Source organism: Aminobacter sp. GW821-FHT11F06, assembly GCF_058808215.1.
In genome coordinates, this window is the sequence record NZ_JBXARL010000001.1 from 837170 (window position 1) to 858967 (window position 21798).

Sequence of the window (21798 nt, forward strand, 5' to 3'; positions counted from 1 at the left end):
ATCGTGCCTTGAAACGTCAGTGCGTCCAGGGCGTCCTGCGGTCATAACGGAAATTATCGGAGTAGGAAATCTGCCGGCGCTTGGCTTCCTTCGGCTCCTGCACGCGGAAGGCCAGGCCTTCCTTTTCAGCATAGGCGACCGCTTCTTCGCGGGTCTCGAAAGTCAGCCTGATCTGGCTCTTCATGTCGCCGGAGCTGGTGTAGCCCATCAGCGGATCGATCTTCTTCGGCGTCTCGGCGTCGAATTCGAGCACCCAGTGCCCCGTTTTGGCTTTGCCCGACTGCATGGCGGTCTTGGCGGGGCTGAAAATTCGCGCGGACATACTTACCTCACTCGTGATTCCGCGCAGACGCACGGACATCCAGATGAGCCCGTCATTACTGTGCAATCGCCGTTGCTGCAAGACGAAAGCCAGTTTCGGCGTTTTTGCCCTTGCCTTGTCGAGCGGAAGCCACTAGGCACGGCATCGAAATGTGATTTCGGAGTGTAGCGCAGCCTGGTAGCGCATCTGGTTTGGGACCAGAGGGTCGGGAGTTCGAATCTCTCCACTCCGACCATTTTATCTCGCAAATTCATTTGCATGGCCCGTAGCTGCCAAAGACTGGCCGCACAGGCGAACGCTCCCCCATCGCAACCACATGATCGGCACGGCGAGCTGTCGAAACGAATCGTGCGATGCGGGTCCAGTGGCTTGATGCGGCCCTGTCTTCGAATCACCGAAGCCGCGTGAGCCGTTCGAAGCACGACAGGATCAGGATCGCCGTCGCTGCCAAGCCGGCGCAAAGCCCCCACCAAACGCCCGTTGGTCCGAGCGCATACGATAAGGCGACTGCTACAGGAAAGCCGACCAGCCAGTAGCCGACGAGGGTCAAGCCAAGCGTCAGCCTGGCGCGGCCAAGGCCACGCATGAGGCCGACGCCGATGTTTTGCGAGCAGTCGAAGAGCTGCAGGACGGCGGCAATCGCCAGCAATCGCGCAGCGAGTTTCAACGTTTCTGCATTGCTCGATCCTGCATCGGCCACAAATGGTGAGAGAACGAGTCCCGGCACCGCCAAATAGCAGAAGCCTATGATCGCCATGGCGATCAGTCCGATACCGATGCCGATCACCCCATAGCGGCGTTTCAGTGCCCCCTGCCCCAAGCCTTGCGCTTCGCTGATGGCGACCGAAGTGCCATGCGACAGGCCTACCGCCAGCATGAAGGCGATATAGATGATCTGGTTGACGATGTTGTGGGCGGCAAGTGCCGCTTCGCCGAACGTGCCCATCAATAGGGCAATGGCGACGGTGAAGGCAGCCTCGGAGCCAAAGGCCGCCGACGTCGGGGCGCCGAGGGCCAATGTGCGTTTCCATGCCGCCACATCGAGGTGCCGCAAGGCTGGCACGAACCTAAAGGCGCCATAGCCCGGCGACCGCAGGATATGGGTAAGGAGAGCTGTAAAGCTTGCCAGGTGAACCAAAGCGGCGGCAAAGGCCACACCTGGAGCGCCGAGCTGCGGCAAGCCGAAACGACCTGTGGCTAGGCCCACGGCAAGTGCCGCGTTGACGGCGATGGAGGCCAAGGTGATCGCCAGCACTGGTCCCGGCTTTCTAAGGCCAACGGTGAAGCTGCGCAGCGCGTTGAACCACAGGCATGGAAGAATGCCCCAGGACGTCGCCATCAAATAGATGCCCGCCAGCCGTGCGACCTCGGCATCCTGTCCGAACATCAGCAGCAGCGGCTCAACCTGCGTCATCAGCGCCATGCCAACGAGGCCGGCCAATGTCGATATCTGCAGGCTTGCGGCGGCGTAATTCGCGATCTTTTGAGCGTTGCCCGCACCACGAGCCTCTTCGGCGACCAGATTGGCCGTTCCCACCGCAAGGCCGACGCCCATGGTGCGCAGCAGGTTGAACAGGCCGATCGCCAACCCGCCGGCAGCGAGCTCGGCCGGACCGAGCAGGCCGAGCACGATGATCGAGGTGGTCGAGATCGCCACCTGAGCAAGCTGGGTCAGCGCCAACGGCACCGCCAGCTCCATTATGTGACGCGCATCGGCGATGAAGCGCGACAGGATGGATGTATTCGCCATGTCGCGCTTCAAAAGTCCCTTGTCAGGCGAGAATGCGGGCTGCGATGGTGCGCGGGGCCTCGGCCTTGAAAGTATCGGGATAGAGGATCGCCGCAGCCTCGTTGATGACCACGCGCCGGGCGATCGGACCATGCGATTCGATCCAGTGATCGCCGACGAAATGGACCTTGCCCTCCTGCACCGCGCGCAGCGACGACCAGATCGGGTTGGTCTCGAACGGGCGATCCGGGCCGTAGTCGTAGACGATGATGACGTCGGGATCGGCAACCAGCATGGCCTCGAGGTTCATCTCGAAAGCGGTGTTATCGGGCACCTCGGGTGTCGGGTTCTTGCCGGCGACATTGACGCCGCCGAGCGCGGTCAGGATCGAGGCGGTGACGTCGTCTTCGTAGAAGGTCCACGGCGCTTCGCCCGAACCGTAGAAATAGAGATATTTGATGCCCTTATCCTTCGGCGCCTTGGCCTTCAGGGCGTCGAACTCGGCATGGAAATCGGCGACGAGCTTTTCGCCCTCGGCCTTCTTGCCAAGCGCTTCGGCGACCAGCAACAGGTCGCGCTCGGAGTCTTCTGGCGTTTCCAGGCGAACCGCGAGATAGGGCGCGATCTCTTCGAGCTTGCCGGCATTGGCTTCGGTGTAGCGCTTGATGGCGACGATCAAATCGGGCTTGGCCTGGGCCAGAAGCTCCAGATTGGGGCTGGCCCGCTGGCCAATCTTGGCCACGTCGACAAGCCTGTCGAGCAGGTGGTCGGGGTTGCGGCCTTCGACCATGTAGGTGGTGGCAACGGGCGTGATGCCAAGCGCCAAGGCAACATCGGCGCCGAAGTAGGAGATGGCGGCCACCCGCTTCGCATCATCGGGCAGCTTGAGGGCCACGCCGCGGTCGTCGGTGATTGTGTGCGGTGCCGCCCTGGCGGCGGTCGCAAACAACGCCACCATGCCGACGGCGGTGGAACGGATCAGGAAATCCCTGCGATTCATGACAGTGTCCTTTCAATGGATAAGACGGGAAGGAGCCTTGATCGAGCCGGTGGGAATGAAGACCGGCGGATGGTCTTGGTTGCGGGTGACGGTGGCGCTGACGCGGAACGTGTCGGTCAACAGACGTTCGGTCATGACATCGGCAGGTGCGCCCTGATCGATGATGGTGCCGCGATCGACGGCAACGAGATGGTCGGCGAAGCGGACCGCCTGGTTGAGGTCGTGCAGCGACAGCACCACCGTGATGCCCTGCGTGCGGTTGATGTGTTGCAACAGCTCGAGCACCTCAAACTGGTGGCCGATGTCGAGGAAGGTCGTGGGTTCGTCGAGCAACAAGATCCCGGCTTCGACGGCGAGCGCCATGGCAATCCAGGCGCGGCGGCGCTCACCACCGGAGAGTGTCGAGACCATGCGGTCGGCGAGGCCTGTCATGTCGGTGGCAGCGATGGCCCGCGCCACGGCTTCCGCATCACCGGGGGCCGTGCGACCCAGCAGGCCGCGATGCGGGTGCCGGCCATAGGCGATCAGTTCGGCGACAGTGATCTCAGGCGGGTCGACCATTTCCTGGGGAAGGAATGAAAGCCGCCGCGCCAGTTGCTTGCGCGGCCAGGCCGAAAGCTTTTGGCCGTCGAGGGCGATATCGCCCGACATCGGACGCAACAGGCCGGCCATGGCACGCAGCAAGGTGCTCTTGCCGCAGCCATTGGCGCCGATCAGCGCGGTGATCTTGCCCTGTGGAATCGAGACGCTGACATCGCGCAGCACCTGGCGCGCGCCATAGCCGAGCGAGATGTCCTGGCAGGTCAGGCCGTTCATACGCGTCGTCCCAGAAGCACGAGGAAAATCGGCACGCCGATCAGTGCGGTGACGGCACCCACGGGGATTTCGGCCGGCGGGGTGACGACGCGGCCGATAAGATCGCCTGATGTCACCAGCACGGCGCCCAGAAGTGCCGAAATCGGCAAAGACCTGGCCATCGAGGAGCCGACCAGCCGACGCGCGGCATGAGGCGTGATGAGGCCGACAAAGCCCAATGGCCCGACAATCGCGACCGCACTCGACGCCAGCACGGTGGCAAGGGCGATGGCGGCGAACCTGATCGCCCCGACATTGACGCCAAGCGTCGCCGCCGCATCGTCGCCGATCGAAAGCAGATCGAGCTTGGTCACAATCGCCGGCAGCACCAGCAGCCCGGCAATTGTCCATGGCAACAGATGCAGTGCGTGTTCCCAACCCCGGGCATAGAGGCTGCCCGACAGCCATAGCAGCACGGTCTCCATGCGGGTCGAACCCCAGGCGGCGAAGATGCCGAGGCCCAGCGCCTGGAAAGTGATGCCAATGGAAATACCGGCCAGCACCAGCCGCAGCGGCGTCGCGCCAGAACGCCAGGCGATGAGATAGGTCATGGTCGCCGCGACAAGGCCGCCAATGAGCGCGACGAAGGGCAAGGGTGCTACCGGATAAGAGGTCAGCTTGCTGCCGTCGGTCTGGCCCCAATAGACGGTGAAAAGCAGGAAGATCATCACGGCAAACATGGCGCCGCCAGAAATGCCGAGCACGTTGGGGTCGGTCAGCGGATTACGCGTAGCCGCCTGCAACAGATGCCCTGAAACGGCGAGATGAATGCCAACGAGGATGCCGATGGCAACGCGGGGCAGCCGGATATCCCACAAGATGCCGGCGTCGTCGCCCGTGCGGAAAAACAAGGCCTTGAGCCCGTGTTGCAGGCCGAGATCGGCAGCGCCATTGAGCGCGGCAAGGATTGCCAGTGCTACGAGCGCGGAAAAGGTGACAGTCGCTGTCGGCCAGAATGGAAGCCTGCTCACGCCGCCTTCCTCCAGACCATGTGGATGAGGAAGGGGCCACCGACGATTGCCGTCAGCACGCCGATCGGCAGTTCGCGCGGGGCAGCCATGGAGCGCGCCAGCGTATCGGCGCTCAGCAGCGCAATCGCCCCCAGCATGGCCGAGACAGGCAGCAGCACCTGATGCCTGACACCGACGATGCTGCGGGCAATATGGGGAATGCACAGGCCAAGGAAGCCGATGGGGCCGGCGACGGCCACGACGCCGACCGACAAGACAATCGCCGTCACAGCGCCGGCAAGGCGCCAGAAGCGAACATTGAGCCCCAGCGTTTCGGCAGCCTCGTCGCCGAGTGCCAGCAGATCGAGAGGCCGCGCCAGCACGACGCAGGCACATAGGCCGGCGATGGCCCAGGGCAACAGGATGGTGAGATGTTGCCAGCCGCGGCCGGCAAGTCCGCCGGTGAGCCAGAAGAACACCGACGCGACCGTCGGTCCGGCGTGGATCAGTGCTGTGGTTATGCCCGCGGCGCAGAAAAAGGCGACGGCGGAGCCTGCCAGCGCCAGCCGGACCGGCGACAAGCCACCGGCAGACGCGATCAGCAGGCTTGTCCCGCCGGCCAGCAATCCGCCGGCAAGGCCGATGAGGGGGTGAGCTATGGCGGGCACCGAGGGCACGAAGACGTAGAAAACGACGATGGCAAAGCTCGCGCCGGTCAGCACGCCGGTGAGGTCGGGGGATGCAAGCGCATTGCGCGCCACGCCTTGCATGACGACGCCCGAACAGGCGAGCGCTGCGCCTGCCAGGATGGCCAGAAGCTCGCGCGGGATGCGCAGCTTCCACAGGATCGCCGCTTCAGGTCCAGCGCTTCGCCCCATCAGCGCATCGATGACCACCTGAAACGGCGTGGTCACGCCGCCGACGAACAGCCCGGCGAAGGCAATGCCAGCGAGAACGATCAGGCCGGCAACCATCAAGCCGACGATGCCGAAACAGCCTTTGCGGCTCGGTTTCGTGGCTCCGCCGTCACAAGATGCGCTGCCGATCAGCAATGTCATTGTGCCGCGCCGGTCTTCTGGTGAAGGAACATCGTTCGCATCGCGGGGCCATGTTTATTGGTGAGGACAATTATCAAGTTTTATGGCAAATTGCCCAGCAGGACCCAATGTGCAATCGAAAACTTCACAATCCAGCATGCAAATCTCTCAAGCAGGCCCCTCCCGGTTCCCGTCCCTGAACACGTTGCCCGCCTTCGTTGCGGTGGCCCGCACCGGCAGCCTGACGCTGGCGGCCGAGGAGCTTTGCCTGACGCCGAGTGCGATCAGCAGGCAGATCAAGACGCTTGAAGAGAGTCTCGGCGCGGCCCTTTTCCAGCGCAGCCACAACGCCGTCGTTTTGACCGAGTCCGGGCGACGTTTCCTCGCCCATGCCAAAGGCGCCCTTGCCCTTGTCGAAACGGGCGCACGCGAGATTTCGCCCCATCGGGCGCGGCTGGCCGTGCAGGCGCCGATCACGCTGACGCAGCGCTGGCTGATCCCGCGCATCGGATCGTTCAGGAGCAGCTGCCCCGAAGCCGATCTGTCGTTTCGTTCGCAAAAGCCAGGCAATGATGCGGCGGATCTTACGATCGGTTACGTCAGAGGCACGGAGACGACAGCATTTTCGAATGCGTTCCTTTTGGACAGGACTGTCAGCGTCTGCACGCCGCAGCTGTTACGCGGGCTCGCTGGTCCGCTTTCACCTGAAGCGCTTTTCGACCTGCCGGTGCTGCTCGACACGGCGGACGCGTGGTCATGGCTGCAATGGTCGGCATCTGCCGGCGTGGGTTTTGCACCCAAGGCGGGCGCCATGACATTCGATACCGACGAGGCGGCGATCGACGCCTGCATTTCGGGCCTCGGGATAGGCCAAGCCAATCCTGCCTTCATCGAAAACGAACTCCGGAGCGGCATGCTGGTGGCGCTGTGCCCTGAAATAGCAGCGGTCGTCGGCGCCTATGAAGCGTCGATAGACACCTCCACGGCCCTCAGCCAGCAGTTCGCATCCTGGCTGCGCCAATGGGGATCGGGATCGGCTGCCGTCTGACACTCGTCAGGCAAGCAATATCAAGCGGCCGTTCGCGGGCGTCAGGATGAGAAGATCGACCAGTTCATTCTTTTGGTCAGTTGCTCCAGGGCAATCGAGCCGAGCATCGAATTGCCGCGATCGTTGAGCCCAGGCGACCAGACAGCAATCGAGGCTACTCCTGGCACGATCGCCAATATCCCGCCACCAACGCCGCTCTTGCCCGGAATACCGACACGAAAGGCGAATTCGCCCGAACCATCATAGTGGCCGCAAGTGAGCATCAGGGCGTTGATACGCCGGGCCCGCTCGCCGGAGATGACCGTGTGGTTTAACGAGGGAATTCGACCGGAATTTGCCAGGAAGCGCCCGGCATTCGCCAGTTGCTTGCAGCTCATGGCGATAGCGCAGTGATGGAAATAGACCCCAAGCGTCAGCTCCGGCGCATGGTACAGGTTGCCAAAGCCCTTGAGGTAATTTGCGAGCGCGAAGTTGCGGTAGCCGGTGGCGCGTTCGGAATTGGCGACGTCGCGGTCGATCACGATGGTGTCGTCATCGGCAAGGGAGCGGACGAAACTCAGGATCTCGCCAATCGCCTCGCGCGGCTGATGGCCGGCCAACAGCACATCCGAGACAACGATCGCGCCGGCATTGATGAATGGGTTTCTGGGGATCCCCTCTTCCCGCTCCAGCTGGACAATGGAATTGAACGGCGTGCCCGAAGGCTCCCGGCCAACCCGGTTCCACAAGGTGTCGCCAACGCGCCCCAAAGCCAGCGCCAGGGTGAACACCTTGGATATGCTCTGGATTGAAAAGGGCTCGTCGGCGTCGCCGGCAGTCGCGACCTCGCCATCATTCATGATGACCGCAATCGCGAATTTCGCCGGATCGACCTTGCCAAGCTCCGGGATGTAGGAAGCGACAGCACCACGCTCAGGCGCGTTCGTCATCTCCGCAACGATCTCGTCCAGAACATCTTTCAATTTAGACATCGCGGTTCCTGAAAGCCGTCCGGCTCGAATCGAACTATCGTCAGTAAGCCACCCTACATGCGCTCAAGCCAAGTGCTGCGGCAACCGCCGCCTCCGGGGGCGAGGATTGGCCATGGGTGTGCACTTGCCGCCTGCATTTGTCCTTGAAACACGCGCGCGGCGCGATTGCGACATTTGCGCACCACGACTAGCGCTTGATGAATCCAAGTGTAGTGCTATCGTTCTACTAAAGCGTGATCAGCAAAGCCGAATCCGGCTTTGCATTCGATCATGCCCTAGCCTAGTGGATCCGCTCACAGGCCGGTCGCCAGAGGCGAATGACTTTGGTCAACAGGTCGCGGGCCAGGGTGGGGAGTGGCAAACGATTGGCGGAGCTATCCGAACAATTCATTGATCAGATCTACGAGGCCTCCTTCATACCGGAGAAGTGGCCCGCATTACTTGAGGGGCTCGCGCAGGCCGTCGAGGGCATGGGCGGCTATCTCTTCACCATCAGCCAGGGTGCGTCAGCCTATCTCGCTTCGGAAGCGGTCGCACCGCATGTGGAAGCGTTCATGCGCGAGGGCTGGATGACGGTCAATGCGCGCGCGGCCCGAGCAGAGGCTTTGGCCTATCCCGGTTTCATCACCGATCTCGATGCCTTCACCGAGCAAGAGCTGGAAACGGAGCCGATCTACCGCGATTTCCTTCATCCCCGGGGAATCGGCTGGGCGGCCGGCACCCATATCCCGATCCCGACGGGCGATGTGCTGTCTTTCAATCTCGAGCGGAAGACAGCACGCGGGCCCTTCGAGCGGGACTATGTCGACGCGCTCGACCGCATGCGTCCGCATCTTGCCCGGGCCGCGATGGTCAGCGCGCGAATCGGTCTCGAAAAGGCCCATGCCGGTGCCGACGCGCTGGAAGCGCTCGGACTGCCGGCTGCGGTTTTGGGCGGGCGCGGGCAATTGCTGGCCTGCAACGGGCTGATGGACACGCTGATACCGGCCACCGTCCAGGATTGTTCGGGCCGCGCCAAGATCACCGACAAGAAAGCCGACGCCCTGCTTGAGAACGCGCTGACGGCGCTGGCGGGCGGCGCCAGGCGCGGCATCGTGCAGTCGTTTCCGATCACCGGTGAAGACGGCAAGCCGGCAAGTGTCGTGCATCTGTTGCCGGTCCGTGGTTCGGCACATGACCTGTTCAGCCGCATCCACTGTATCCTCGTCATCATGCCCCTGCCCGGACCGGGCGCGCCATCGGCCAACGTGCTTCAGGCGCTGTTCGACCTGACGCCGAGCGAAGCGCGGATTGCCTCGGCACTCGCCGATGGCCGCTCGATCGACGCCATCAGCGTCGATTTCGGCATCGCCAGGGAAACCGTGCGATCACATCTGCGCTCGATTTTCGCCAAATCGGGCGTTTCCAAGCAATCGTCACTGGTGCGGCTATTGCTCGGGGTCACGCTGCCACGCGCATCCTGCTGAGTGCTAGACCATAGGCTAATCGACAGTTCGGGCGTGACCTGCGCATCTGGATTCGGGAGGAATGACAGTGCCCTATCTCGACATCTATCTCGCGCAGCTTGTCGACCCGTTCCGCATCGGTCTGCTGATTGCGCTGGTGCTCACGGCGGCCAACACCGCGCAGACACTCAACCGCTGGATTCCGATTGCACTCGGCATCGTCTTCGTCGCCGTGTTGATCCCGCTGAGCCTCGGATCGGCGGATGGGCATTCCACGACCACTGCCGTCGCCGTCGGCTTTGCCTCGAATGCAACGATCCTCGGCGTGCTGCTTGTGGCAAAGGCTCTTTATTCGCGACTGGCCTGAAGCTCAGAGTTCCAGCTCGCCCTGCCCCGCGTCGAGCGCACCGATCGTCTCGGCGGCAAGGGCCCGGGTGATGCGGGTCTTTTGTTCGAGCGCTGCGCGATCCAGCCGATCGACCACACGGATGGCGGTCGACAGCGAGCGCTCGATGCGGCGAACCAGGAACTGCACGACATGCGGCTCAACCTCGACCTGACGGTCGGCGAAGAGCTTTGTGATGACGCCGGCAAGCAGCATGTCGTCGGGTTCTTCGATCTCCACAGTGGCGGCAGCCTTCAGCCGCGACGCGAGATCAGGCAGCGTCACGCCCCAGGCTGCGGGAAAGCTGCGCGCGGTGAGCAGCAGATGCGAGCCCGCGCCACGTACGGTGTTGATGAGGTGGAACAAGCCTTCCTGGTCGAGTTTGCCCTGATCGGCATCGTCGATCAGCACCGGCACAGCGCCGATCTCGCCCAGATGCGCGGAAATGTCGGAAGGGTTGAGCTCGATCGCGCCGGCATAGTCACGCCAGATCGCGGCGAGATGCGACTTGCCCGATCCTGCTGGGCCTGCGAGCAGCACCACAGGTGCCGGCCATTCCGGCCAGCGGTCGATAAGGGCAGCGGCCTGCTGATTGGCCTGCGACACGACCAGATCGTCACGCGTCAACCCCGGCGAATGGCCGAGGTCGAGCGGCAATTGGCGCGGTTTGGAGGGCTCGCGCGTCACGGTCATTTTTCCGAACTTGCGCCGCCCGTCTTGCGGGGATCGGCGGGCGGGGGCACCGCATGGCCGTGGTAGAGCGGCGACTCGAGATAGCGCGCGATGGCAAAGCGGACCAGCACGGCGACAGCCGCAGCAGCAGGCACGGCCACCAGAAGACCGACAAAGCCAAACAGCGCACCGAAGGCAAACAGCGCGAACATCAGCCACACCGGATGCAGGCCGACGCTCTTGCCGACAAGGCGCGGCTGCAAGATGTTGCCCTCGATGAACTGGCCGACGAAGAAGACGGCGGCGACAGCCACCACCATCGTCCAGTCCGGCCAGAATTGCACGAAAGCGACGCCGACCGAAAGCACCAGCCCGACCATCGAGCCGACATAAGGGATGAAGCTGATCAACCCGGCAAACAGCCCGATGAGCACGCCGAAATTGAGCCCCGTCAGCGTCAGGCCAATCGCATACATGACGCCAAGCACCAGGCAGAGCGTGCCTTGCCCGCGCACGAAGCCGGCGGTCGCCGAGTTGATGTCGGTCGCAAGCTTGCGCACGGTCTCGACATGGTCGCGCGGCACCCAGCTGTCGACGACGGCGACCATGCGGTCCCAGTCGAGCAGCATGTAAAAAGCGACGACCGGCGTGATGATGAACAGGCTGGCGATGGAAAACAGCGCGACGCCAGAGCTCCAGATCGACTGGAACACGGTCGACAGGAAGCCGAAGCCGGTGCTTAGCAGCGAGTTGAGCCCTTCGCGCAAGCCCGCCGCATCGACGCCAAAGCGCTGCTCAAGCCATTGCGGGTCGAAATTGGTGACCAGCTGCTGCAGCTTTTCGACATAGCCTGGCACCTTGGCTGCGAAGTCGGCCATCTGCGAGGCCAGCACCGGGATCAGCACCACAAGCGCCAAAGTCAAAAGCACGATGAAGCAGATGAGGATCACCACTGTCGCCATGACGCGCGACAGGCCAAGCCGTTGCAGCCGGTCGGCGACCGGGTCGAGGAAATAGGCCAGCGCCATGCCCGCCACGAAGGGCAGCAGGATATTGCTAAACAGATAAAGGAATGCGGCGAACAGGAAGGCCGTGACCAGCCAGAAGCGGATCTGCTTGCGGAATGCCGCCGAAGCGGCTTCTTCGGCCGCCTCGTTATCGGTTGGGAGTTTCGCCTTCGCCATTACCGCTCATGTGCCTCAGCCAAGCCACGAGATAGGCTGCCGCGGAAGCGACGGTCAAGAGGCCGGACAGTATTATCAACGCCGGGCGAACCGGGCCCAAGTCGAGCGTGAAAGCCAGTTCGGCCAGTATGATTGCCGCCAGGATGATCTGCATGGCGGTATTCACCTTGGACACCATCAGCGGCTTCACCACCACCGGATTGCCCATCACCGTCGACAAAAGCACAGCACCGATAATCAAAGCGTCACGCGAAACCGCCAGCATCACCAGCCATAGCGGCAAATGTCCCATGATGCCGAGCACGACAAAGACGCTGACCAGCAAAAGCTTGTCGGCCATCGGGTCAAGATAGGCGCCGAGTTCCGAGCGCTGGTTGAAATGGCGCGCGATGAAACCGTCGACGCCGTCCGAAACACCGGCAATGACGAAACCGGCGAAGGCCCAATCCCACTCCCCCGACAACATGGCGTAGATCACGCATGGCACGAGCATCAGGCGCATGATCGTGATCATGTTCGGAATGGTCACAACCCGCGTCCCCCTTTGTCTTTTGCCGATACTCTTTGTCTTTTCACGATACATGGGCGAGACTTGGCGCCTCCGCAAGAGACAGGCCGGAATGTGGCCCTGTCCACTGCTTTGGCAGGCTGATTGCGCTGCATCCGGGCTGTCTCGCTTGCGGGAACGGGCCGTTCATGCGAATAGCGCCCCAAAGCGCACGGCATCAGGATTTGACGATGAGCGAAGGCAAGAACGGTCTCACCTATGCGCAGGCGGGCGTCGACATCGACGCCGGAAACCTGATGGTCGAGAAGATCAAGCCGCTGGTGCGCTCGACGCGCCGGCCAGGCGCGGATGGCGAGATCGGCGGCTTCGGCGGTTTGTTCGATCTCAAGGCCGCCGGCTTCACCGATCCGATCCTGGTCGCAGCCAATGACGGCGTCGGCACCAAGCTCAAGATCGCCATCGACGCCGGCAAGCACGACACGATCGGCATCGACCTCGTCGCCATGTGTGTCAACGACATCGTCGTGCAAGGTGCGGAACCGCTTCTGTTCCTCGACTATTTCGCCACCGGCAAGCTCGACCCCAACCAGGGCGCCGACATCGTCTCCGGCATCGCCGAAGGCTGCCGCCAGGCCGGCTGCGCGCTGATCGGCGGCGAGACCGCCGAAATGCCGGGCATGTATCACGGCAACGACTACGACCTCGCGGGCTTCGCCGTCGGTGCCGCCGAGCGCGGCCAGCTTCTGCCGACCGACGACATTGTCGAAGGCGACGTGCTGCTTGGCCTGGCGTCTTCGGGCGTGCATTCCAACGGCTATTCGCTGGTGCGCCGCATCGTTGATACATCCGGCCTCAAATGGAGCGACCGCGCACCCTTCGCCGACGGGCCGACGCTTGCCGAAGCGCTGCTCGAGCCGACGCGCATCTATGTCAAGTCGCTGCTCAAGGCGATCCGCGAAACCCACGGCATCAAGGCGCTGGCCCACATCACCGGCGGCGGCTTCCCCGAAAACATCCCAAGGGTACTGCCCAAGGAATTCTCCGCCGAGCTCGATCTGTCCGCCATCGACGTGCCGCGCGTCTTCTCCTGGCTCGCCACGACAGGTGGCGTCGCGCCCGAGGAAATGATGCGCACCTTCAACTGCGGCATCGGCATGATCGCGGTGGTTGCCGACAGTCAGGCAGCGCAGGTTGCCGCCGTGCTGCAGGAAGCCGGCGAGACGGTCACGCCGATCGGCCGCATCGTGCCGCGCCGCGACACGGGTGTCATCTATCGCGGTTCGCTGTCGCTATGAGCATTCCTCGCAAACGCACTGTCATCCTGATCTCCGGCCGCGGCTCCAATATGGCCGCGCTGATCGATACCGCCGCCGACCCGGCCTTCCCGGCCGAGATCGTCGGCGTCATCTCCGACAAGGCCAACGCGCCGGGCCTCGGCATAGCAGCCAGCCGCGGCGTCGCCACCAAGGTGGTGGCGCGCAGCGACTATGCCAGCAAGGACGCGCATGACGCCGCGATCGATACGGCCCTTGCCACCTTCGGCGCCGAGATCGTCGCGCTTGCCGGCTACATGCGGCTGTTGACCACCGGCTTCGTTGAGAAGTGGCAAGGCCGGATGATCAACATCCACCCCGCGCTGCTGCCCTCCTTCAAGGGTCTCGACACCCATAGCCGTGCGCTTGAAGCCGGCATCCGCGTGCATGGCTGCACCGTGCATTTCGTCACGCCCGCCATGGATGATGGCCCGATCATCGCCCAGGCCGCAGTGCCCGTTCTGATCGACGACGACGAGCCGATGCTTTCCGCACGCGTGCTAAAGGCCGAGCACCGGCTATATCCCCTCGCCCTCAAGCTGTTTGCCGAGGGCAAGGTACGGATGGAAGGCGGCCGCACCGCCTATTCCGGTTTCAACGATACGATCGGCCACGACGAGATTGCCGCGCCCAACCCGGCGCGCGACGAGATCGATCTCGAACAGCTGGCACGCATCACCCCCTGACCGGGAGGCAGGCATGGCGAAGACCAGGCAATTGCTGCTTCTGCGCCACGCCAAATCGAGCTGGGATACGCCGGCACTCGCCGATTTCGACCGGCCATTGTCACCGCGCGGCCAGAAAGCCGCGCCGCGCATGGGCATCGCGATCGCCGAACGCGGCTGGCTGCCTGATCTCGTTCTTGTTTCGCCGGCAGCGCGCACGCGCGAAACCTGGCAGCTCGCCTCAGCGAACTGGCCGAAGCCGCTGCTCAAAGTTGTTTTCCAAGAAAGCCTCTACGGCGCGTCGGCCAATGATCTTTTCAATGCCGCCAAGACGATACCCAAGGGCATCGGCACATTGCTGATCATCGGCCACAATCCGGGGCTCGAAACATTCGCCTTACAGCTCGCCGGCCCGGGTTCGAATGGCGACGCACTTCATCTGCTTGAGGAAAAGTTCCCAAGTGCCGCGCTCGCCCGCTTCGAGTTCGACGGCGATTGGGGCGAGCTGCATGGTGGCGCAGCCCGCCTCACGCATTGCCTGCGCCCCAAAAATCTCGATTGAAGCCTGCGTCAGCGCCGGCGGCGCAGCAGCGACACCAGCCAAGGCGCCGCGAGGATGAGTACAGCGCCGCCCAACCACACGACGATAATCAGCGGACGCAGGACGACGCCGACAAGACCAACCAACCCGCCGAGAAAGCCGGTGGTTTGCGAGCTGTCGAAGGCACCGACGACGTCCGTGCCGATGCCTGTCGCCGCCGCTGCATCCTTGCCGGTTTGCACGATCGCGTCGACATTGGTCGACGTCCAGGCAAGAATGCCGTCGACGAGGCTGTAGCCGACCCAGGCAAACAGTGTCCACAGCACAAGCACAACAAGTGCCGCCGCCGTGCCGAACTTCGGCATCCGCGAACGGCGCTCGACTTTCGCGGAACTGTCGCGCCCGAACGCTTGGCTTGGCTGTTCGCCGGAGCCCCGGTTCTCGGCGCCACCAGGCCAACCGCCCGCCGCCTTGTCGCCCAGCCGAGCGTTGAGGGCCTCAAGGACCTCACCGAGCTGGCCACCATGGCCCTTTTTTCCGCGTCCCTTGCCGTCGTGCTTGTTGTTGAAGCCATGTTGGCCCATCGACAGTCTCCGAATTCGTCAGCGCCGACGAATCATCGGCCGTGCAGACATAGGCCCTCTATTTGTTAGAGATAATAGGACGAACTGCTGAAAAGACAGCGTGACGCACGCCAGCGCGTCAGTGAATGCGCTCTGAAGGCGCGCAGCTTTCGCGTTCCATCTGAAGCGTGGTGTGATGCAGGTCGAATTTTTCCTGCAGGCGTTCTTCGATCGCCCGGCGCACCGTCTCGGCGTCAGCGCCTTCGTCGAGAACCGTATGCGCGGTCAGCGACGCCTTGCTCTGGGTGATCGCCCACAGATGCAGGTCATGCACCGACGCCACGCCCGGAACGGTCGCGATGGCGTTTTCGACCTCGGCCAGATCCATCCCAGGCGGAACACCTTCGAGCAGGATGTTGATGCACTCCTTGAGCAGCACCCAGGTACGCGGGAAGACCATGAAGCCGATTCCGACAGCCAGCAGCGAATCGACCCATTGCCAGCCGGTGAGCCAGATGACCAAGGCCCCGGCAATCACGCCGATCGAACCGAGCATGTCGGCCCAGACCTCGAGATAGGCCCCCTTCACATTGAGGCTGCCGTCCTTGTGGCCGGACAGCAGTCGCATCGAGGTCAGATTGACCAGCAGGCCGATGACGGCGATGCCGAGCATGCCGATCGACTGGATGTCCTGCGGCACAAACAACCTGACATAGGCCTCGTAGAGAATGTAGAAGGCAACGGCGAGCAGCAGCAGCGCGTTGAATGCCGCGGCCAAAATCTCGAAACGGGCATAACCGTAGGTGCGCAGCAGATCGGCCGGGCGACGGCCGACATTGATCGCCACAAGCGCGATCGCCAGCGCCATGGAGTCGGTCAGCATGTGCGTGGCGTCGGAAATCAGCGCCAGGGAGCCGGTGACGAAGCCGCCGATGACTTCGGCGACCGTGAAGGCGCAGGTCAGGCCGAACGCCATCCACAGCCGCGATACCGGGGTGTTTTCAATGTCCCCGTGCGCATGGTCGCCGCTCATGGTGCCCTCAACTTGAGTGTCTCGCCAGATGTCAGGCGGCCGGCCTGATCCAGACCTTGTTGTCGTGCACGGCGGCACCGCCGTAAGGTGCGGGCGCATCGGCACCGGTCAGGACATTGATGCCCTCGCCACGCTCGTGGTCCGAATTCGGCCAGATGCCCTCGGCGATGACCACGCCGCGCTTGATCTTGTCGAAGAGCCTGACATGCAGCACGACCTCGCCGCGCTTGTTGCCTATCTCGACGCGATCACCCGACGACAGGCCAAGCTCGGCGGCGTCCTCGGAGTGGATCAAAAGCTCAGGACGGCCTTCCTTCGCGCGTGAAACCGGGGTCTCGGCGAAGGTGGAATTGAGGAAATTGCGCGCCGGCGAAGTCGCCAGCCGGAAGGGGTGTTCGGCATCCGCCACCTCGATCAGGTCGACATGATCGGGGAATTCCGGCAGCTGCGCGACGGGTCCGAAGATGCCCATGCTCTTCGGCGGCTTGTTGGGAGCCGCCCCGCCATTCCACTGCGGCTTGAAGCGAAACTTGCCGTCGGCATGGCCAAACCCTTTGAGGAAATGCGCGTCCTCGAACGCCGGCTGCAGGTCGGCCCACTTTTGTTCCCTGAACGAGTCGAAATCGCCAAGGCCCTTTTTCTCCAGCATGACGTTGATGTGCTGGCGCTCGGTCATGCCGAAGCCCGGCAAATGCGACACGCCCAGCCGCTTGCCCAGTTCCTCGATGACATAGTGGTTGGTGCGCGGCCCTTCAGGCGGATCGATCAGCTTGGGTCCAAGCGTGATGTGCTGGTTGCCGCCGCCCTTGTAGATGTCGTCATGCTCCAAAAACATCGTCGCCGGCAAAACGACATCGGCCAGCTTGGCCGTGTCGGTCATGAACTGCTCGTGCACGCAGGTGAAAAGATCGTCGCGCAGGAAGCCCTGCTTCACCAGCCGCTGTTCGGGCGCGACGTTCATCGGATTGGTATTCTGGATCAGCAGTGCCGTCACCGGCGGGCCGCCATACAGCGCGTCTTCATGGTTCATCAGCACAGGGCCGATGCGCGAATGGTCGAGAAAGCGGATGTTGGGATCACGCATGCGGGTGCCTTCGAGAAGCTCGCCATTGAGCTTCAGCACACCGGAATTGGAATGAAAGGCACCGCCGCCCTCATATTGCCACGCGCCCGTCACCGCCGGGATCGACAGCGCGGCATGCATGTTCACCGAGCCGTTGCGCTGGCGCGAAAAACCGTAGCCAAGGCGGAAGAAGGTCTTCTTGGTCGTGCCGACCAGCCGGGCAAAAGCCTCGATCTCCTCGACCGTAAGACCGGTGATCTGAGCCGCCCATTCCGGCGTCTTGTCGCTGAGATGCGCTTCCAGCCCCTTGGGGTCGTCGGTGTATTTTTCGAGATAGGCCCGGTCGGCCAAGCCTTCCTTGAACAGCACGTGCATGACAGCGCAGGCCAACGCCGCATCCGTGCCGGGTCTCAGCACAAGGCCCATGTCGGCCTGCTTCAAGGTCGCGTTTTCGTAGATATCGATGACGACGATCTTGGCGCCGCGTTCCTTGCGCGCCTTGATCGCATGCGTCATCACATTGACCTGGGTGACCACCGCATTGGTGCCCCAGATAACGACGCAATCGGACTTGGCGATCTCGCGCGGATCGGAACCGCGCAGGGAACCTGTTCCCATCACGTAACCAGTCCAGGCCAGATTGGTGCAGATCGAGCCGAAGAAACCGGAGTATTTCTTGGCGTGGCGCAGCCGCTCGATGCCGTCGCGCTGCACCAACCCCATCGTGCCGGCGTAGAAATAGGGCCAGACCGTTTCGGAGCCGAGTTTTTCCTCGGCGGCGATGAATTTTTCGGCGACCAGGTCGAGTGCGGCTTCCCAGCTCGCTTCCTTCCAGTTGCCGTCGCCCTTGGCACCGGCCCGGATCAACGGCTTCAGCAGACGGTCGGGATGGTGGACGCGGTCGGCATAGCGGGCAACCTTGGCGCAGATGACGCCGGCGGTGTAGCTGTTATCCTTGGCGCCATGCACGCGGCCGATCGTCTTGCCGTCGAGCAGCTCGACCTCGAGCGCGCAGGTCGACGGGCAGTCATGCGGGCAGGCCGAATGGCCGATGCGGATCTTGGCGAGCTGGTTCATGGCGCGAAACTACAGGCTTTCAGATCCAAGGTGTAGAGCCAGCTTGAGGGGCACTGCTGCCCTACTCCGCAATGCCTTCTTCATATTCCGCCGACATCGCAAGCCATTTTTCCTCATGACCGTTGAGCTGGGCGGCAAGCTGAGAGCGCTCCTTGGCAAGCTGTGTCGCCGTCGTGGGATCCTTCTCATACAGCTTCGGATCAGCAAGCTGATCCTCGATGGCGTCGGCGCGCTTGCGGATGCGGTCCATCAGGGCTTCTGTGGCGCGGATCTCCTTGGCCAGCGGCTCCATGGCGGCGCGACGCGCGGCGGCCTCGCGGCGGCGGTCGGCCTTCGACGCCTTGTCGGCCTCGCGACGCTCCCTGCGATCGCCTGACACGCCGGTTACCAGCGTCTTGTAGTCCTCAAGGTCGCCGTCATACGGATTGACGCTGCCGTCCTTGACCAACCATAGCCGGTCGGCAGTCGCCTCCAGAAGGTGGCGGTCGTGCGAGACCAGGATCACAGCCCCTGGGAACTCGTTGAGCGCAAGGATCAGCGCTTCGCGGCTGTCGATGTCGAGATGGTTGGTCGGCTCGTCGAGGATGAACAGGTTTGGCCCGTCGAAAGCGGCCAAGCCCATCAACAGGCGCGCTTTCTCGCCACCTGAAAGGTCCTTGGCGGCGGTGTTCATCTTGTCGGTGGCAAGACCAAACTGGGCGACGCGGGCCCGCACCTTCGATTCGGGTGCATCCGGCATCAGCCGGCGCACATGCTCATAGGCGTTTTCGTCGGGCCTGAGATCATCGAGCTGGTGCTGGGCGAAGATCGCGACCTTGAGACCGGGAGCGATGGTCACCGAGCCGGTATCGGCCTTCAGCCGCCCGGCCAGAAGCTTCGCGAAAGTCGACTTGCCGTTGCCGTTGGCGCCGAGCAGCGCGATGCGGTCGTCGGCATCGATGCGCAGCGTCATCTTCTTGAGGATCGGGCTGCCCGGCTGATAGCCGACGCTGACCGCGTTGAGTGCCACGATGGGCGAAGCAACGGTCTTCACCGGCTCGGGGAAGCTGAACGGCCGCACATTGTCTTCAACGAGAGCCGAGATCGGCTTCATCTTTTCCAGCGCCTTGATGCGCGACTGCGCCTGGCGTGCCTTGGATGCCTTGGCGCGGAAGCGGTCGACGAAGGACTGCAGGTGCTTGCGCGCCGCGTCCTGCTTGACGCGGCCCTTCTCCTGCAGTTCGCGCTGCTCGGCTATCTGGCGTTCGAACTGGTCGTAACCGCCGCGCCAGAAGGTCAGCTTCTTCTGGTCGAGATGGACGATCGAATTGACGGCGCGGTTGAGCAGGTCGCGATCATGGCTGATCAGCAGAACGGTGTGCGGATATTTCGAGACATAGTTCTCGAGCCACAACGTGCCTTCGAGATCGAGATAGTTGGTTGGCTCGTCGAGCAGCAGAAGATCGGGCTCGGCAAACAGCACGGCTGCGAGCGCCACGCGCATGCGCCAGCCGCCCGAGAAAGATGAGGCTGGGCGCCTTTGCGCCGCGTCATCGAAGCCGAGGCCGGCAAGAATCGTCGCCGCGCGGGATTCGGCCGAATGGGCATCGATGTCGGCCAGGCGAATGTGGATCTCGGCGATTCGGTGCGGATCGGTGGTCGTGAGCTCTTCGGCCAGCAGCGCCGCGCGCTCGACGTCAGCCTTGAGCACGATCTCGATCAGCGGCTCCTCGGTGCCGGGCGCTTCCTGCGCCACCTGGCCGATACGCGTGTTCTTGGGCAGGCTGATGTTGCCGGTTTCGGAACTGAAGTCGCCGGTGATCGCCTTGAACAGCGTGGTCTTGCCGGTGCCGTTGCGCCCGACCAAGCCCGCCTTGGTCCCTGCAGGCAGGGTCAGCGACGCGTGGTCGAGGAGAAGACGTCCGGCAATGCGGAGGGAGAGATCGTTGATTATGAGCATGACGTGGCGGTTTTGGCGGAGAGTTGCGGCAATGGCAAGGGCGCGCGGCACCTATCAGGCACAACGCGTGGTCGAAAACGCCACTGGCGCACTGCTTTCAGGCGAAAGCCGGCCTGTGGGTACGGTGCAGCGTGTCTCCGGCGAGTTCGCCTACGGCATCGACGGCCGGGCCGTCGAGCGAAGCCGGCGGCGGTGAGGCATACCCGATAGCGAACAACACAGCGCTGCCAGCCGCAAAGATGGCAAAAAGCATGAACATGCCCTGTCCGCCCAACGCTCCGAGCGCCAGCCCGCCAAGCAAGGGCCCGATGAAATTGCCGACCGAGCTGAGCGAGTGCGCGCCGAAATAGGCACCGCGATTGTCATCGTTGGAAATCTTGTCGACCAGCACATATTCCGCCGGCACGACCAGTACCTCGCCAATGGTGAACAGCACCATGAAGCCGATCAGCATCGTGGCATCTGTGGCCACGGCAAAGCCGATCTCGCCGCCGAGGAACAGCAGGCAACCCAAAACCATCGCGCGGAGCGGCCCGATCTTTTCGATCACCATGCGAGCCGGTGCCGTCGCAAGCACAACCACCGTCGCGTTCGTCGTCACCAGCCAGGCGAAGATTGTCATGCCGTCGGCAAGATTGGTCGTCAGATATTGCGACAGCGTCACCGACCACTGGCCGTAGACTGCCATCAGCAGCGTGCCGCCGCCGACATAAAATAAAAGCCGGCGATCGCGCAGCGCCGCACTTAGCCGGCGGAAACCTGGCGCCTTGGCAGCCGCCGTGCGGCCGATGCTGTTGGCGAGTGCCGCAGGCACGATGGTGAAGATCGCGGCGGCAAAGGTGAAATGGACGATGCCGGCGATGACGAAGGGCAGCGGCGAGTTGGCGCCGATGGCAAGGCCAATCATCGGGCCAACGGCCCAGCCGGCATTGATCACCAGATAGCGCCACGAAAACATCTTGAGCCGAAGCTTTTCGGGTGCCGCATCGCTCATCAGCGCGCGCGACACCGGCTCATAGACAGCGGCGGAAACCGACGAGACGATGTGCGCCAGCGCAAAGGCTGCGACCGACTGCGCCAGGCCCAGGCCGACAAGCCCGAGACCGGCAAACAACAGCGCCGTCGTCAGCACGACGCGGCGGCCGATGCGATCGGAGATCGTCCCGGCAAAGGGGCTGACCGCAGCGCCCAGCAACGGTCCCGCCCCGATCAGCATGCCGATCAGTGCCGGGCTAAGACCGAAATCCTGTTGCAGCCGAATGGCGAGGAAGGTCAGGCTCATGCCGCGGGCGATCGCCACCATGCCGGAGCCCGCGATGAGCAACAGCACGATGGCCTGGCCGGTCTTTTCGCCATAGGCGCGCATGAATTCTCCGCGTTTCGACAGTGCCCCGCACTCCAGCGCTAAAGCCGTGGCGTTCGCCAAATCGTCTGGCGGAGATGCCAGCCAAAGACAAGGCAAAGCAGCGACTGATCCTATGATCCAGACAGCTCATGA

General features: G+C 63.1%; 21 protein-coding genes and 1 tRNA gene. 7 read left to right on the top strand and 15 right to left on the bottom strand.

What is annotated here, in order from left to right; genetic code table 11:
* Nucleotides 1-16: 16 nt before the first annotated feature.
* Entirely contained in the window at nucleotides 17-322 is a 306-nt protein-coding gene (locus tag AC1RTB_RS04090; RefSeq protein WP_492880575.1) for an ETC complex I subunit, read from the bottom strand.
* 158 nt (nucleotides 323-480) lie between these two features.
* On the opposite strand from AC1RTB_RS04090, the gene AC1RTB_RS04095 reads away from it, so the two are divergent.
* Nucleotides 481-557, top strand: a tRNA-Pro gene (locus AC1RTB_RS04095).
* A gap of 156 nt (nucleotides 558-713) precedes the next feature.
* Here the strand turns inward: AC1RTB_RS04095 and AC1RTB_RS04100 are convergent.
* Genes AC1RTB_RS04100 through AC1RTB_RS04120 form a run of 5 tightly spaced genes read right to left on the bottom strand, consistent with a single transcriptional unit; the run spans nucleotide 714 to nucleotide 5914 of the window.
* On the bottom strand, nucleotides 714-2072 hold the full coding sequence (locus AC1RTB_RS04100; protein ID WP_492880576.1) for an MATE family efflux transporter: 1359 nt from the start codon (nucleotides 2070-2072) through the stop codon (nucleotides 714-716).
* Between the two features lie 22 nt (nucleotides 2073-2094).
* Nucleotides 2095-3051, bottom strand: a complete 957-nt coding sequence (locus AC1RTB_RS04105) for an ABC transporter substrate-binding protein (RefSeq protein ID WP_492880577.1) — start codon at nucleotides 3049-3051, stop codon at nucleotides 2095-2097.
* Between the two features lie 12 nt (nucleotides 3052-3063).
* The gene (locus tag AC1RTB_RS04110) at nucleotides 3064-3867 is read right to left on the bottom strand and encodes an ABC transporter ATP-binding protein (protein WP_492880578.1); all 804 of its coding nucleotides are present in this window, start codon (nucleotides 3865-3867) and stop codon (nucleotides 3064-3066) included.
* Nucleotides 3864-4877 carry a FecCD family ABC transporter permease gene (locus AC1RTB_RS04115; RefSeq protein ID WP_492880579.1) on the bottom strand — a complete coding sequence of 338 codons (1014 nt, stop codon included), beginning with the start codon at nucleotides 4875-4877 and terminating at the stop codon, nucleotides 3864-3866. The genes AC1RTB_RS04110 and AC1RTB_RS04115 overlap by 4 nt, the downstream gene beginning before the upstream one ends.
* Complete coding sequence (locus AC1RTB_RS04120; protein WP_492880580.1) at nucleotides 4874-5914, bottom strand: FecCD family ABC transporter permease; 1041 nt, start codon at nucleotides 5912-5914, stop codon at nucleotides 4874-4876. Before AC1RTB_RS04120 ends, AC1RTB_RS04115 begins: the two co-directional genes overlap by 4 nt.
* Before the next feature lie 184 nt (nucleotides 5915-6098).
* On the opposite strand from AC1RTB_RS04120, the gene AC1RTB_RS04125 reads away from it, so the two are divergent.
* Entirely contained in the window at nucleotides 6099-6941 is an 843-nt protein-coding gene (locus AC1RTB_RS04125; RefSeq protein ID WP_492943791.1) for a LysR family transcriptional regulator, read from the top strand.
* A 41-nt stretch (nucleotides 6942-6982) separates the two neighbouring features.
* Here the strand turns inward: AC1RTB_RS04125 and AC1RTB_RS04130 are convergent, their stop codons facing one another.
* Complete coding sequence (locus AC1RTB_RS04130) at nucleotides 6983-7912, bottom strand: glutaminase (protein ID WP_492880582.1); 930 nt, start codon at nucleotides 7910-7912, stop codon at nucleotides 6983-6985.
* A gap of 365 nt (nucleotides 7913-8277) precedes the next feature.
* On the opposite strand from AC1RTB_RS04130, the gene AC1RTB_RS04135 reads away from it, so the two are divergent.
* Together AC1RTB_RS04135 and AC1RTB_RS04140 are read left to right on the top strand one after the other, a co-directional pair.
* Nucleotides 8278-9378 carry a helix-turn-helix transcriptional regulator gene (locus AC1RTB_RS04135; RefSeq protein WP_492880583.1) on the top strand — a complete coding sequence of 367 codons (1101 nt, stop codon included), beginning with the start codon at nucleotides 8278-8280 and terminating at the stop codon, nucleotides 9376-9378.
* A 61-nt stretch (nucleotides 9379-9439) separates the two neighbouring features.
* Nucleotides 9440-9724, top strand: coding sequence for a hypothetical protein (locus AC1RTB_RS04140; RefSeq protein WP_492880584.1), 285 nt, complete (start codon nucleotides 9440-9442; stop codon nucleotides 9722-9724).
* A 3-nt stretch (nucleotides 9725-9727) separates the two neighbouring features.
* On the opposite strand, the gene hdaA is transcribed toward AC1RTB_RS04140, so the two are convergent.
* From hdaA to AC1RTB_RS04155, 3 genes are read right to left on the bottom strand one after another with little or no spacing between them, the layout of a single operon-like run.
* Complete coding sequence (gene hdaA, locus AC1RTB_RS04145) at nucleotides 9728-10435, bottom strand: DnaA regulatory inactivator HdaA (protein WP_492880585.1); 708 nt, start codon at nucleotides 10433-10435, stop codon at nucleotides 9728-9730.
* Nucleotides 10432-11598, bottom strand: a complete 1167-nt coding sequence (locus tag AC1RTB_RS04150) for an AI-2E family transporter (RefSeq protein ID WP_492880586.1) — start codon at nucleotides 11596-11598, stop codon at nucleotides 10432-10434. The genes hdaA and AC1RTB_RS04150 overlap by 4 nt, the downstream gene beginning before the upstream one ends.
* Nucleotides 11570-12127 carry a CDP-alcohol phosphatidyltransferase family protein gene (locus AC1RTB_RS04155; protein ID WP_492880587.1) on the bottom strand — a complete coding sequence of 186 codons (558 nt, stop codon included), beginning with the start codon at nucleotides 12125-12127 and terminating at the stop codon, nucleotides 11570-11572. Before AC1RTB_RS04155 ends, AC1RTB_RS04150 begins: the two co-directional genes overlap by 29 nt.
* Before the next feature lie 209 nt (nucleotides 12128-12336).
* Here AC1RTB_RS04155 and purM point away from each other — a divergent pair, with 209 nt between their 5' ends.
* The 3 genes from purM to AC1RTB_RS04170 are packed head-to-tail and all read left to right on the top strand — an operon-like array spanning nucleotide 12337 to nucleotide 14646.
* Nucleotides 12337-13401 carry a phosphoribosylformylglycinamidine cyclo-ligase gene (purM, locus tag AC1RTB_RS04160; protein ID WP_492880588.1) on the top strand — a complete coding sequence of 355 codons (1065 nt, stop codon included), beginning with the start codon at nucleotides 12337-12339 and terminating at the stop codon, nucleotides 13399-13401.
* Nucleotides 13398-14105 carry a phosphoribosylglycinamide formyltransferase gene (gene purN, locus AC1RTB_RS04165; protein WP_492880589.1) on the top strand — a complete coding sequence of 236 codons (708 nt, stop codon included), beginning with the start codon at nucleotides 13398-13400 and terminating at the stop codon, nucleotides 14103-14105. The genes purM and purN overlap by 4 nt, the downstream gene beginning before the upstream one ends.
* 13 nt (nucleotides 14106-14118) lie before the next feature.
* Complete coding sequence (locus AC1RTB_RS04170; protein ID WP_492880590.1) at nucleotides 14119-14646, top strand: SixA phosphatase family protein; 528 nt, start codon at nucleotides 14119-14121, stop codon at nucleotides 14644-14646.
* Between the two features lie 8 nt (nucleotides 14647-14654).
* On the opposite strand, the gene AC1RTB_RS04175 is transcribed toward AC1RTB_RS04170, so the two are convergent.
* From AC1RTB_RS04175 to AC1RTB_RS04195, 5 genes are all read right to left on the bottom strand, one after another.
* Nucleotides 14655-15209 (bottom strand): hypothetical protein, encoded by a 555-nt coding sequence (locus tag AC1RTB_RS04175; RefSeq protein ID WP_492880591.1) that lies wholly within the window; start codon nucleotides 15207-15209, stop codon nucleotides 14655-14657.
* Between the two features lie 118 nt (nucleotides 15210-15327).
* Complete coding sequence (locus AC1RTB_RS04180) at nucleotides 15328-16221, bottom strand: cation diffusion facilitator family transporter (RefSeq protein WP_492880592.1); 894 nt, start codon at nucleotides 16219-16221, stop codon at nucleotides 15328-15330.
* 31 nt (nucleotides 16222-16252) lie between these two features.
* On the bottom strand, nucleotides 16253-18361 hold the full coding sequence (locus AC1RTB_RS04185) for a molybdopterin-containing oxidoreductase family protein (RefSeq protein ID WP_492880593.1): 2109 nt from the start codon (nucleotides 18359-18361) through the stop codon (nucleotides 16253-16255).
* A gap of 61 nt (nucleotides 18362-18422) precedes the next feature.
* The gene (locus AC1RTB_RS04190; protein ID WP_476798763.1) at nucleotides 18423-20300 is read right to left on the bottom strand and encodes an ABC-F family ATP-binding cassette domain-containing protein; all 1878 of its coding nucleotides are present in this window, start codon (nucleotides 20298-20300) and stop codon (nucleotides 18423-18425) included.
* A 97-nt stretch (nucleotides 20301-20397) separates the two neighbouring features.
* A complete protein-coding gene (locus AC1RTB_RS04195; RefSeq protein WP_492880594.1) occupies nucleotides 20398-21666 on the bottom strand; it encodes an MFS transporter in 1269 nt (422 codons plus the stop codon).
* Between the last annotated feature and the right edge of the window lie 132 nt (nucleotides 21667-21798).